This window comes from Pseudomonas sp. Larv2_ips, assembly GCF_963879675.1.
GTDB lineage: Bacteria > Pseudomonadota > Gammaproteobacteria > Pseudomonadales > Pseudomonadaceae > Aquipseudomonas.
The window spans coordinates 41108-53123 of sequence record NZ_CAWOAW010000013.1 but is presented as its reverse complement, the minus strand read 5'-3'; the positions used below and the strand labels follow the sequence as shown (position 1 = coordinate 53123).

13 protein-coding genes and 1 pseudogene are annotated in these 12016 nt (G+C 59.9%); 5 read left to right on the top strand and 9 right to left on the bottom strand.

Annotated elements, in window-relative coordinates; all coding sequences use genetic code 11:
- Positions 1-29 precede the first annotated feature (29 nt).
- The 6 genes from AACV02_RS04665 to rplU all read right to left on the bottom strand — a co-directional run bounded on the left by AACV02_RS04665 (position 30) and on the right by rplU (position 4374).
- Positions 30-512 carry a glutathione peroxidase gene (locus AACV02_RS04665; protein ID WP_106578205.1) on the bottom strand — a complete coding sequence of 161 codons (483 nt, stop codon included), beginning with the start codon at positions 510-512 and terminating at the stop codon, positions 30-32.
- 101 nt (positions 513-613) lie between these two features.
- Complete coding sequence (locus tag AACV02_RS04660; protein ID WP_106578204.1) at positions 614-1078, bottom strand: CreA family protein; 465 nt, start codon at positions 1076-1078, stop codon at positions 614-616.
- Between the two features lie 16 nt (positions 1079-1094).
- Entirely contained in the window at positions 1095-2213 is a 1119-nt protein-coding gene (gene proB, locus AACV02_RS04655) for a glutamate 5-kinase (RefSeq protein ID WP_026013771.1), read from the bottom strand.
- 137 nt (positions 2214-2350) lie between these two features.
- Positions 2351-3574 carry an Obg family GTPase CgtA gene (cgtA, locus tag AACV02_RS04650; protein WP_016976186.1) on the bottom strand — a complete coding sequence of 408 codons (1224 nt, stop codon included), beginning with the start codon at positions 3572-3574 and terminating at the stop codon, positions 2351-2353.
- A gap of 193 nt (positions 3575-3767) precedes the next feature.
- Complete coding sequence (gene rpmA / locus AACV02_RS04645; protein ID WP_003176049.1) at positions 3768-4025, bottom strand: 50S ribosomal protein L27; 258 nt, start codon at positions 4023-4025, stop codon at positions 3768-3770.
- A 34-nt stretch (positions 4026-4059) separates the two neighbouring features.
- Positions 4060-4374, bottom strand: coding sequence for a 50S ribosomal protein L21 (gene rplU / locus AACV02_RS04640; RefSeq protein ID WP_007950961.1), 315 nt, complete (start codon positions 4372-4374; stop codon positions 4060-4062).
- A 239-nt stretch (positions 4375-4613) separates the two neighbouring features.
- On the opposite strand from rplU, the gene AACV02_RS04635 reads away from it, so the two are divergent.
- From AACV02_RS04635 to AACV02_RS04625, 3 genes are all read left to right on the top strand, one after another.
- Complete coding sequence (locus AACV02_RS04635; RefSeq protein ID WP_119736712.1) at positions 4614-5582, top strand: polyprenyl synthetase family protein; 969 nt, start codon at positions 4614-4616, stop codon at positions 5580-5582.
- A gap of 204 nt (positions 5583-5786) precedes the next feature.
- Positions 5787-6128 carry a zinc ribbon domain-containing protein YjdM gene (locus AACV02_RS04630; RefSeq protein ID WP_017254008.1) on the top strand — a complete coding sequence of 114 codons (342 nt, stop codon included), beginning with the start codon at positions 5787-5789 and terminating at the stop codon, positions 6126-6128.
- A gap of 160 nt (positions 6129-6288) precedes the next feature.
- Positions 6289-6546, top strand: a complete 258-nt coding sequence (locus AACV02_RS04625; RefSeq protein WP_003194088.1) for a PA4570 family protein — start codon at positions 6289-6291, stop codon at positions 6544-6546.
- A gap of 135 nt (positions 6547-6681) precedes the next feature.
- On the opposite strand, the gene AACV02_RS04620 is transcribed toward AACV02_RS04625, so the two are convergent.
- Positions 6682-7299, bottom strand: coding sequence for an FKBP-type peptidyl-prolyl cis-trans isomerase (locus AACV02_RS04620; protein WP_106578202.1), 618 nt, complete (start codon positions 7297-7299; stop codon positions 6682-6684).
- A 291-nt stretch (positions 7300-7590) separates the two neighbouring features.
- Between AACV02_RS04620 and AACV02_RS30855 the strand changes: the two are divergent.
- Together AACV02_RS30855 and AACV02_RS30850 are read left to right on the top strand one after the other, a co-directional pair.
- Positions 7591-8607 (top strand): annotated as a pseudogene (locus AACV02_RS30855) (methyl-accepting chemotaxis protein); the annotation flags it as partial.
- A gap of 39 nt (positions 8608-8646) precedes the next feature.
- Positions 8647-9510 (top strand): methyl-accepting chemotaxis protein, encoded by an 864-nt coding sequence (locus AACV02_RS30850; protein ID WP_371317720.1) that lies wholly within the window; start codon positions 8647-8649, stop codon positions 9508-9510.
- A 643-nt stretch (positions 9511-10153) separates the two neighbouring features.
- On the opposite strand, the gene AACV02_RS04610 is transcribed toward AACV02_RS30850, so the two are convergent.
- Positions 10154-10522, bottom strand: coding sequence for a glyoxalase superfamily protein (locus tag AACV02_RS04610; RefSeq protein WP_106578200.1), 369 nt, complete (start codon positions 10520-10522; stop codon positions 10154-10156).
- A gap of 29 nt (positions 10523-10551) precedes the next feature.
- Entirely contained in the window at positions 10552-12015 is a 1464-nt protein-coding gene (locus AACV02_RS04605; protein WP_119736705.1) for an N-acyl-D-amino-acid deacylase family protein, read from the bottom strand.
- Position 12016 lies beyond the last annotated feature (1 nt).

Below are 12016 nucleotides of genomic sequence, written 5' to 3'. Positions count from 1 at the left end.
CACTCGCCGATAAAAACCTTTGGTGGCGTTCAGCTCAGGGCTTTTTCGATGGCCTGCACGATTGTCGGATCATCCGGCGCGGTACGCGGCGAGAATCGAGCCAGCACTCGCCCGTCCTTGCCTAGCAGGAACTTCTCGAAGTTCCAGGTGATATCCCCAGGAAACTCAGCGCCCTCGCCCGCCAGTAAACGGTACAGCTGGTGGCGATCGTGGCCGTTGACGTCGAGCTTGCTGCCCAACGGGAAGGTCACACCGTAGTTCACGTTGCAGAACGCCTGGATTTCTTCCTCGGTGCCCGGTTCCTGGCCCGCAAACTGGTTGCACGGCAGGCCCAATACGGTAAACCCCTGGCCCTTGTACTGCTGATAGAGGTTTTCCAACGCCGCGTATTGCGGGGTCAAGCCACATTTGGAGGCCACATTCACCACCAGCACAACTTGCCCCTTGAAGGGCGCCAGCGGTAGCTCTTGACCGTCCAAAGCTTTGAGTTTCAGGTCGTGGAAAGCACTCATGACGAACTCCAGATATCCCATGTTCTTCGCATTGCGGCCGTTCGAGATTACAGACTGCAAGCCTGCAATCATAGACGCCGATTACAAAACTCGCCTGTCGGCTACTGAGCGGTCGGCCACGGCAAAATCGGAATCGCCGTGACTGCGTTTTGCGGGCTGCCTTCGATCAAACGGTCGCTGTAAACCAGGTAAACCAGGGTATTGCGCTTCTTGTCGAGAAAGCGCACCACCTGCATGGTCTTGAACACCAGCGAGGTGCGTTCCTTGAACACTTCGTCGCCATCCTTGAGTTCACCCTTGAAGTGAATCGGGCCAACCTGGCGGCAGGCGATCGAGGCTTCGGCGCGGTCCTCGGCCAGGCCCAGGCCGCCTTTGACGCCGCCCGTCTTGGCGCGCGACAGGTAGCAGGTCACGCCATCAACCTTGGGATCATCAAACGCCTCGACCACGATCCGGTCGTTGGGCCCGACAAACTTGAACACCGTCGATACCTGGCCAATTTCTTCAGCCGAGGCCAGCAGCGGCAGAGCCAGCAACAGGCCGAGTACTCCGTTCATGACGCGCATCGTGTATTCCCTTTATTTAGACCAGGATCAGGTTATCGCGGTGAACCAGCTCTGGTTCGGCCATGTACCCTAATAGTCCGACAATCGCGTCAGACGATTGTCCAATGATTTTCTGCGCTTCAAGGGCGCTGTAGTTGGCCAGGCCACGGGCGATCTCACGACCGTCGGGCGCAACGCACACCACCATCTCGCCACGGCGGAAGCTGCCCTGCACCAGCTTGACACCCACTGGCAGCAGGCTCTTGTTGCCCTGGGACAGCGCCGACACGGCGCCATCGTCCAGCACCAGCGTGCCACGGGTTTGCAGGTGCCCGGCCAGCCACTGTTTTCGCGCCGCCAGCATGCCGCGTTCCGGCGACAGCAACGTGCCAATACGCTCACCGGCCTTGAGACGGTCCAGCACACGCTCCAGGCGCCCGCCGACGATGATGGTGTGCGCGCCGGAACGCGCGGCCAGGCGTGCAGCACGCAGCTTGGTCTGCATGCCGCCACGGCCCAGCGCGCCGCCGACGCTGCCGGCCACGGCATCCAGCGCCGGGTCATCGGCGCGGGCTTCGTAGATCAGTTGGGCATCGGGGTTGTTGCGCGGGTCGGCGTCGAACATGCCGTCGCGGTCGGTGAGGATCACCAGCAGGTCGGCTTCCACCAGGTTGGCCACCAGCGCGGCCAGGGTGTCGTTGTCGCCGAAGCGGATTTCGTCGGTGACCACCGTGTCATTCTCGTTGATCACCGGGATCACTTTGAGCTCGACCAGCGCGCGCAGTGTGCTGCGGGCGTTGAGGTAACGCTTGCGGTCGGACAGGTCGTCGTGGGTCAGCAGGATCTGCGCCGTGTGGCGGCCATGTTCGGCAAAGCTGGATTCCCAGGCTTGCACCAGGCCCATCTGGCCGATGGCAGCGGCGGCTTGCAGCTCGTGCATCGCGCTGGGTCGCGCGGTCCAGCCGAGGCGGCTCATGCCGGCGGCAACGGCCCCGGACGACACCAGCACCAACTCGACACCGGCCTCATGCAAGGCCACCATCTGCTCGACCCAGACGCTCATGGCTGCGCGATCCAGACCTTTGCCATCCGCCGTCAGCAGCGCACTTCCGATCTTTACGACCCAGCGCTGCGCACCTGTCACTTTGCTCCGCATCATCTTCAACCTTAGATTGAGGGCTGCGCGACCCAGCGCGGCCCATAACGTTATTCGTGACTACTTTAGTGACTACCCGTATACCCAGATACCAAAACGCCGCTCGAGTGAGCGGCGCTTAAGTTTACTGCAACGAATCAGTCGCGCACGTAAATGATTTCCGGACCGTCTTCATCATCCACGTCTTCTTCGTCCCAATCATCGTCGCCGATGTCATGGACCGACTTCACGCCGCTGCGGCGCAGGGCACGCTGGTCATCCAGGGCTTGCAGCTGGGCACGGGCTTCGTCTTCGATCTGTTGATCGAGCTCGGCGAGTTCGGCCTTGAATACAGGGTCGGCCGCCAGGCGGTCGGCGCGGTCTTCCAGGTAGCGCATGATGTCGCGGGTCAGGCGCTCGGTGCCTTCTTTGGCGATGGCCGAGATCACGTAGACCGGACCTTCCCACTCCAGGCGATCGACGATTTCCTTGACGCGCTCTTCGTGCTCTTCTTCCAGGATCTGGTCGCACTTGTTGAGCACCAACCAACGATCGCGCTCGGCCAGGGCCGGGCTGAACTTGGTCAGTTCGCTGACGATCACTTCGGCGGCGTCCGGTGCGCTGGTGTCATCCAGCGGCGCCATGTCGACGAGGTGCAGCAGCAAACGGGTACGCGACAAGTGCTTGAGGAAGCGAATCCCCAGGCCGGCGCCATCGGAAGCACCTTCGATCAAGCCTGGAATGTCGGCGATCACGAAGCTTTTCCAGCGGTCCACGCTGACCACGCCCAGGTTTGGCACCAGGGTGGTGAACGGGTAGTCGGCGACTTTCGGTTTGGCGGCCGAGACCGAGCGGATGAAGGTACTTTTGCCGGCATTCGGCAGGCCCAAGAGGCCGACGTCTGCCAGTACTTTCATTTCCAGCTTGAGGTCACGCTGCTCGCCCGGCTTGCCCGGCGTGGTCTGGCGTGGTGCACGGTTGGTACTGGACTTGAATCGGGTGTTACCCAGACCGTGCCAGCCGCCCTGCACAACCATCAGTTTCTGGCCGGCCTTGGTCAGGTCGCCAATCACTTCCTGGGTGGCCGAGTCGATGATTGTGGTGCCGACCGGTACGCGCAGCACCAGGTCTTCGCCTTTTTTACCGGTGCAGTCGGTGCTGCCGCCGTTGGAGCCACGCTCGGCATCGAAGTGCCGGGTGTAACGGTAGTCGACCAGGGTGTTGAGGTTTTCGTCGGCCATCATGTAGATGGAACCGCCGTCACCGCCATCACCACCGTTGGGGCCACCGTTTTCGATGAATTTTTCGCGACGGAAACTCATGCAACCGTTACCGCCGTCGCCTGCTTTTACTCGGATGGAAACTTCATCAACGAACTTCATAACAAAACGCCTCTCGTCGCATGGACGAGCTTAAGAAACCAAGACATAAGACTCTTGCAAAAATGAGCGCAGCGACCTCAAACAATGACCGCCTATCCAGCGCCTGAGCTCATTACAAACAGCTTTGCAAGAGACTCACTCCACAAACGAAAAAGCCCCGTCGCGAGACAGGGCTTTTCCAGCGATCGCGCAATTAAGCGGCGACAACGCTCACGTAACGGCGGTTGAAAGCGCCTTTTACTTCAAACTTGATCACGCCTTCGATTTTAGCGAAGAGGGTGTGATCTTTACCCATGCCAACACCGTAACCGGCGTGGAATTGGGTGCCGCGCTGACGCACGATGATGTTGCCCGGAATGATTTTCTGGCCGCCATACATCTTCACGCCAAGGCGTTTGGCTTCTGAGTCGCGACCGTTACGGGTACTACCACCAGCTTTTTTGTGTGCCATGAGTCAATTCTCCTAGTGAGGAATTAGGCTGAAATTAAGCCTGAATACCGGTGATTTTGATCTCGGTGTACCACTGGCGGTGGCCCATACGCTTCATGTGGTGCTTACGACGACGGAACTTGATGATGCGGACTTTATCGTGACGACCTTGGGAGATCACTTCAGCCACAACGGTAGCGCCAGCAACAACTGGAGCGCCGATGTTCACGTCATCGCCATTGGCGACCAACAGAACGCGATCAAAGGTAACGGATTCGCCAGTGGCGACTTCCAGTTTTTCGATCTTCAGGTATTCACCTGGGGCGACCTTGTATTGCTTGCCACCAGTAACAATTACTGCGTACGACATGGTATTTCTCCGATAATCCTGCTCACCCAGCGCTTTATAAGAAGAGGTATTGGCTGGCATGGCTGCATGGGATGGACGTCCCGAATGCAATTGCGTAAGGCAGGTGCTGCCCAGGAAGTTCAGGGTGCGCGATTGTACGCAAGGCAACGGAGCGTTGCAAGAGGCCGTCTATCGCGCCTTGACACCCGGGGGTGAGGGTCCTAGCATGCCGCGCAACCCTTCTGGAGCGACTGTCGCTGATGCAACCCCAAGCTTTCTACCGCTCGGTCGCGGACGATTTTAGCGCCGTCGACGGCATCATCAAGCAGCAGCTGACTTCTAAAGTGCCGCTGGTCTCCAAAATTGGCGACTACATTACGTCGGCGGGCGGCAAACGCCTGCGTCCTTTATTAGTGTTGCTGTGTGGCAAGGCCCTGGGCCGCGAAGGCGATGACCTGCGCCTGCTGGCCGCCACTATCGAATTCCTGCACACCGCCACCCTGCTGCATGACGACGTGGTCGACATGTCCGGCATGCGTCGTGGCCGTGAGACCGCCAATGCCATGTGGGGCAACGCCCCCAGCGTGTTGGTCGGCGACTTTCTGTACTCGCGCTCGTTCGAAATGATGGTCGAACTGGGCTCGATGCCGGTGATGAAGATTCTTTCACAAGCCACGCGCATCATCGCCGAAGGTGAAGTGTTGCAGCTGTCGAAGGTCCGCGACGCCAGCACCACCGAAGAAACCTACATGGAAGTGATCCGCGGCAAAACCGCGATGCTCTTCGAAGCCTCCACTCACAGTGCTGCCGCCCTGTGCGGCGCCACTGCCGAACAGGCCGAAGCCCTGCGCACCTTTGGTGATCACCTGGGCGTGGCGTTCCAGTTGGTGGACGACCTGCTCGACTACAAGGGCGACGCCGAGACCCTGGGCAAGAACGTCGGTGACGACCTGGCCGAGGGCAAGCCGACCTTGCCGCTGATCTACACCATGCGCGAAGGTACGCCAGAACAGGCCGCCCTGGTGCGCAAGGCGATCCAGAAAGGCGGGATCGAAAACCTGGAGGCCATCCGCGAAGCCGTTGAAGCTTCGGGCTCCCTGGAGTACACCGCGCAACTGGCGCGTGACTACGTCGCCCGCGCCATCAAGTGCCTTGAAGCCCTGCCTGCCAGTGAATACCGGGATGCCCTGGTCGAACTGAGTGAGTTCGCGGTCGCGCGTACGCACTGAAGACGATTGATGGAGTGGGCTTGTGTGGGAGCGGGCTTGCTCGCGAAAACCGTGGATCGGTGAGAAATATCCAGCTGATCCACCGCCTTCGCGAGTAAGCCCGCTCCCACATCCAGATCCCACTGCCAACCCACTCCCCCGCTCGCGCCTCAAATCCCTATATAATGTGCGACTTTAGCCATTCCTGACTTTCAAGGAGCTTTAGTGAGCACGTTGCCACCCTGCCCAAAATGCAATTCCGAATACACCTACGAAGATGGCGCCCAGCTGATCTGCCCGGAATGCGCCCATGAGTGGTCCGCCAATGGCGAGGCCGAAGCAGCCGGTGATGAAACCGTGAAGAAAGACTCTGTAGGCAACGTCCTGCAAGACGGCGACACCATTACCGTGATCAAAGACCTCAAGGTCAAGGGCACGTCGCTGGTGGTCAAGGTCGGCACCAAGGTCAAGAACATCCGTCTGTGCGACGGCGACCACGATATCGACTGCAAGATCGACGGCATCGGCCCGATGAAACTCAAGTCTGAGTTCGTCCGTAAAGTCTGAATCTGCTGCATCCATCCCGCGCCCGCCGCGGGATGGCGTTTCGCCCTCAGCGTTGATCACGCGCAATATCCACACAGAAAAACCAGGAAACCGCCAATAGGCACTTGCTATTCTACGAATAAGAATTATTCTCATTGAAACCCATCAAGGAGAATGACTCATGACTTATTTGATAGATGCCTGGCTGGACCGCCCACACCCCTACCTGCGAATCCTGCATCGGGAAACCGGAGAAGTCTGTGCAGTGCTGGAAGAAGAAGCACTGAATGAACTGCAGGACCAGGGCGACCTGGACGTGAATGGCCTGAGTTCCAGTGAACCTGGGGTGCTGAAGGAAGTGGTGCGTAATCTGTTTCTGTTCTGCTATGCCCGAGCGTTGCGCCCGGCGACGGAGCTCAATGGCAAGTTCCATCCATGAGCGAGCCAACACACAGGCCCCATGTGGAAGCTGGCTTGCCTGCGATAGCCTCAACTCGGTAAGACGTCAGACCGAGTCGTCGCATGGCGGGCAAGCCCGGCTCCCACATAAAGCCAATGCCAGTGCTATCAGGTCTTACAGAACGTCGAGCAGCTCGACGTCGAACACCAGAACGCTGTGCGGCGGGATGCTGCCAACGCCTTGAGCGCCGTAAGCCAGTTCGCTCGGCACGTACAGACGCCATTTGCTGCCGGCATTCATCAATTGCAGGGCTTCGGTCCAGCCGGCGATCACGCCGCCAACCGGGAATTCTGCAGGCTGGCCGCGCTCGTAAGAGCTGTCGAACACAGTGCCGTCGATCAGCGTGCCGTGGTAGTGAGTACGCACTTGGTCTTCACGGGTCGGCTTGGCGCCTGTACCGGCAGTCAATACTTCAAATTGCAGGCCGGAAGCCAGGGTAGTGATGCCATCACGCTTGGCGTTTTCAGCCAGGAACGCCAGGCCAGCGCCAGCCGCGGCTTCGGCCTTGGCAGCCGCTTCGGCTTGCATGATTTCACGGATAACTTTGAAGCTGGCCGCCATTTGCTCTTGGTCAACACGGCTTGGTTTGCCTGCGAACGCGTCGGTCAGGCCAGCCAGGATGGCGTCGATGCTCACGCCCGGTGGCGGGTTGTCGCGCAGTTGGTCGCCCAACTGACGGCCGATACCGTAGCTGACGCGGGTTTCGTCGGTGGACAGATTAACTTCGGACATGAAGAGGCTCCGCTGTAGGGCCATTACGAAAAACGCTTTTTTGCGTGGCGGCCCTGAACTAAAAGGGCCAGCAGACTAGCACACAAGACCGGCCGATGATGAGCCCCCCATCCCCGGCCTCTGAGGGCCGGCAGGGAATGGATTGCTCCGCGGCGATGGCGACACTTCGTCGCACCCAGATTAAAAACATTTCAGAATCCCCCGCCTTCGCCGATACAGCCCTACACACTTTGGCTGGCTCAAACAAAAAACACCGTCCAGCAGACACACATCATTCTTGCGGAGCATTCGATGAATAGCTGGTTCGGCAACATCAGCGTCAACCTCAAACTCGGCCTGGGCTTCGGCCTGGTGCTGGTCCTCACGTCGATCCTGGCACTGACCGGCTGGACCAGCCTGGGCGGCCTGATCGACCGCAGCAACTGGATGAGCGACATCACCCAGCTCAATGCCTCGTTGACCAAGCTGCGCATCGTGCGCCTGCAATACATGCTGGCCAACGGCGACGAAGCCGTGGCACAGAACGTACAGACCAGTCTCGACGCCTTCGCCGCACAGCAACAGAAACTGCTGGACAGCTTCAAGAGCCCGGAAAACCTCAAGCTGCTCACCGAGCAGAAGGCCGTCATCACCGCGTATCAGCAGTCCCTGAACAAAATGCGTGAGGCCTACCGTAATGGCAACACCGCGCGCCAGGTCATGGGCGACAAAGCCGACATCGCCAACGCACAGATCGATGCACTGGATACCAGCGTGCAACAGATGCCCGACAGCCCGGAGCGCTTCACTCAGTACCAGGCCGTGACTCACGCCAAGGAAGAGTTCCAGTTGGCCCGTTACGAGGTGCGCGGCTACACCAACACCGTCAATGCCGAGACCGAAGCTCGCGCCGCTGCGCAAATCGAGAAAGCCATCGGCGGTTTGAAAGGCCTCAGCGCGGCGTTCGGCACCAGCCAGCAAAGCGCATTGACCTCGCTGGAAGCCGCCCTGGGCGCCTATCGCAGCGCCGTGCAGAGCTACAAGGCGGCCAACGCCAACATCGTCAGCGCCCGCGCCGAAATGACCACTCAAGGCGCCGATATCGTCACCATCAGCGACAAACTGTATGACATTCAACTGGACCGTCGTGACGTCGAAAGTACCCAGGCCCGCAGCCTGCAACTGATCAGCACGTTGCTCGCCCTGCTGGTCGGCATCATTGCTGCACTGGTGATCACCCGCCAAATCACTCGCCCGATCCAGGACACCCTGGCCGTGGTGGAGCGTATCGCCTCCGGCGACCTGAGCCACAACATCCAGGTGACCCGTCGTGACGAGCTCGGCGTGTTGCAACAAGGCATCCAGCGCATGGGCACCACCCTGCGTGAATTGATCAGCGGTATTCGCGATGGCGTGACCCAGATCGCCAGCGCCGCCGAAGAACTGTCGGCCGTAACCGAGCAGACCAGTGCCGGCGTCAACAGCCAGAAGATCGAGACCGATCAAGTCGCCACGGCGATGCACGAAATGACGGCCACCGTGCAGGAAGTCGCACGCAACGCCGAGCAAGCGTCCCTGGCCGCCGCCGATGCCGATGGACAAGCCCGCGCAGGCGACAAAGTGGTGGCCGAGGCCATCGCCCAGATCGAACGCCTGGCGGCTGAAGTGGCGCGCTCCACCGACGCCATGACGCACCTGCAGCAAGAGAGCAACAAGATCGGCAGCGTGATGGACGTGATCAAGGCCGTGGCCGAGCAAACCAACCTGCTGGCACTCAACGCCGCGATTGAAGCGGCGCGTGCCGGTGAAGCCGGTCGTGGGTTCGCCGTGGTCGCCGACGAAGTGCGTGGCCTGGCCCAGCGCACGCAGAAATCCACCGAGGAAATCGAAGGCCTGGTCGCCGGCCTGCAGAACGGCACTCAGCAAGTGGCCACCGTGATGAACAACAGCCGCAGCCTCACCGACAGCAGCGTTGAGCTGACGCGCAAGGCCGGCGTGTCGCTGGAAAACATCACCCGCACCGTGTCGAACATCCAATCGATGAACCAGCAGATTGCAGCCGCGGCCGAGCAGCAAAGTGCAGTGGCCGAAGAGATCAGCCGCAGCATTGTGAACGTGCGTGATGTGTCCGAACAGACCGCAACGGCGAGCGACGAAACAGCCAAGTCGAGCGTGGAACTGGCGCGTCTGGGCAGCCAATTGCAGCAGATGGTCAGTCACTTCCGGGTTTAAAAAACCAAAAAACCGCCTCGGCCGAAACCGAGGCGGCTCCACTTCTCAGACCTTACAGGTCATCGAAGCTGTCCCGCAGGAATGTCCACACGTGATAAACACGCAGGGCACTCACTACGAGGTTCCACGTACGTCGTGCAAACTTAGACATACTCGGCCCTCCAAGCGTTGGGCCTTACCTCCAGCGCATTTACCGGAACACGTGAGCCTTTGGACGCGGGTCAATGCGTCCTTTGAGGTGGCCGGGCTAGTGGTCCTTCCGCATCAATCCGGCACGGATTACTAGCCCGTGGCGGTCGGTCCAGAATTCGCGCGCATACCCGGCTCACCTGAAAAGCGACAAACGCAGAACGAGGAAGAGCCTAACCAACATTCCTGCCGGAGGTGTGGCCAACAGTGGTCAAACATCCAGCATTTATCGATAGATTCATTGCAAGCTTTTGCGATCAAATCTGTCCAGGGATGAAGTCCGAAAAGCGCTCCCTGCCGACCATCCTTTCCGTCTTGCGTGACGATGTGACTGGCAGGTAGTATCCACCCGCGGGTCGATGCGTCCTTTGAGACAGCAACCCCAGCCACTCACTGGGTTTGCAATAAAAAACCGCCCTACTAAGGCGGTTTTTTATTGCCTGCAATTGACCGATCAGCCCTCGCCTTCCTCGACAAACACCAGCCGATTACCAAACGGATCGCCGATGCTCATCTCCCGCGAGCCCCAAGGCGTTTCTTCAACGCCAGGCTTGGCATACCGATAATCCTTGGCCAGCAATTGCTGCTGATACGCGTCCACGCCTTGCGCCTGAATCCGCACCGCTGACCCCGGCGACGCATCGCCATGATGCTCGGACAAATGCAGCACGCACTCACCCAACGACACCTGCAGATACAACGGGAAATTCGCCTCGAAGCGATGCTGCCAGTCGACCTTGAACCCGAGGAAGTCGACGTAGAACTCCAATGCTTTGGCTTCGTCGAATATCCGCAGAATGGGGGTGACTTTTCCTAAGTGCATGACCACAGCTCCGTGTATGAAAGCGCCCACTATAGAGTCGAAAACCCACCACGCAAATCCCCATTGCGCGCCAAAAACCGCCCTGGCCGCTGACCATTGGCCTGCCCGTCGCTGTAGCTCAACACGCCGTTGATCCACACGCCATCAATGCCTTCCGCCGCGCGTTGGGGCTCCTTGAAGTCCGCCACGTCGCGCACCCGCAATGGGTCGAACAACACCAGGTCAGCCCAATACCCTTGACGAATTTCCCCACGCTCGGCCAAGCCAAAGCGCGCCGCCGACAGCCCGGTCATCTTGTGCACCGCCGTGTGCAGCGGAAACAACCCCACATCGCGGCTGAAATGCCCCAACACCCGTGGAAACGCGCCCCACAAGCGTGGATGCGGGAACGGGTCTTCCGGCAAGCCATCCGACCCGACCATCGACAGCGGATGCGCGAGGATGCGTCGCACATCGGCTTCATCCATGCCGTAGTACACCGCACCCGCCGGTTGCAGGCGGCGTGCCGCGTCCAGCAACGAAACGTCCCACTCGGCGGCGATGTCCTGCAAGTCGCGCCCGCCGACTTCCGGGTGTGGCGTCGACCAGGTAATGGTGATGCGAAATGCGTCGGTGACCTGCTTGAGGTCCAGCGTCGAAGAGCTGGCCGCATAGGGATAACAATCACAGCCCACCGGGTGGGTTTTCGCCGCCAGTTCCAGCGACGCCAACAGCTGCGGACTGCGCCCCCAGTTGCCCGCACCGGCGCACTTGAGGTGGGAAATAATCACCGGTGCCTTGGCGTGTCGGCCGATCAAAAACGCTTCGTCCATCGCCTCCAGCACGGGCTCGAATTCGCTGCGCAAATGCGTGGTGTACACCGCACCAAACGCCGTCAGTTCTTCACTGAGTTGCAGCACTTCATCGGTCTCGGCATTAAACGCGCTGGCGTAGGCCAGGCCTGTGGATAAACCCAGCGCGCCAGCCTCAAGACTTGCTCGCAGCTGCACACGCATGGCGGCGATTTCAGCCTGTGTGGCCGTGCGCTGCAGGTCGTCCATATGGTTGCTGCGCAGCGCCGTATGGCCGATCAACGCCGCGACATTGACCGCAGGGTGAGCACTTTCCACGGCAGCGCGGTAATCGGCAAACCGCGGGTAAGCGAATGCCTCCCGCGTGCCCAGCAGGTTCATCGGGTCCGGCGGATCACTGCGCAGACTCACCGGCGAGGCGCTGATGCCGCAGTTGCCGACAATCACCGTGGTCACGCCCTGGCTGAGTTTGGGCAGCATTTGGGGGTGGCGGATCACCACCGTGTCATCGTGAGTGTGTACGTCGATAAAACCGGGGGCCAAGACGCGGCCATCTGCATCAATTTCATGCTCAGCCTGGGCGTTCGACAGATCGCCGATTGTCTCGATACGCCCGTCACGCAGCCCTACATCGGCGACATAACCTGGTGTGTTGCTGCCATCAATGATCAGCGCCTGGCGTATCAGCGTGTCGTACTTCATA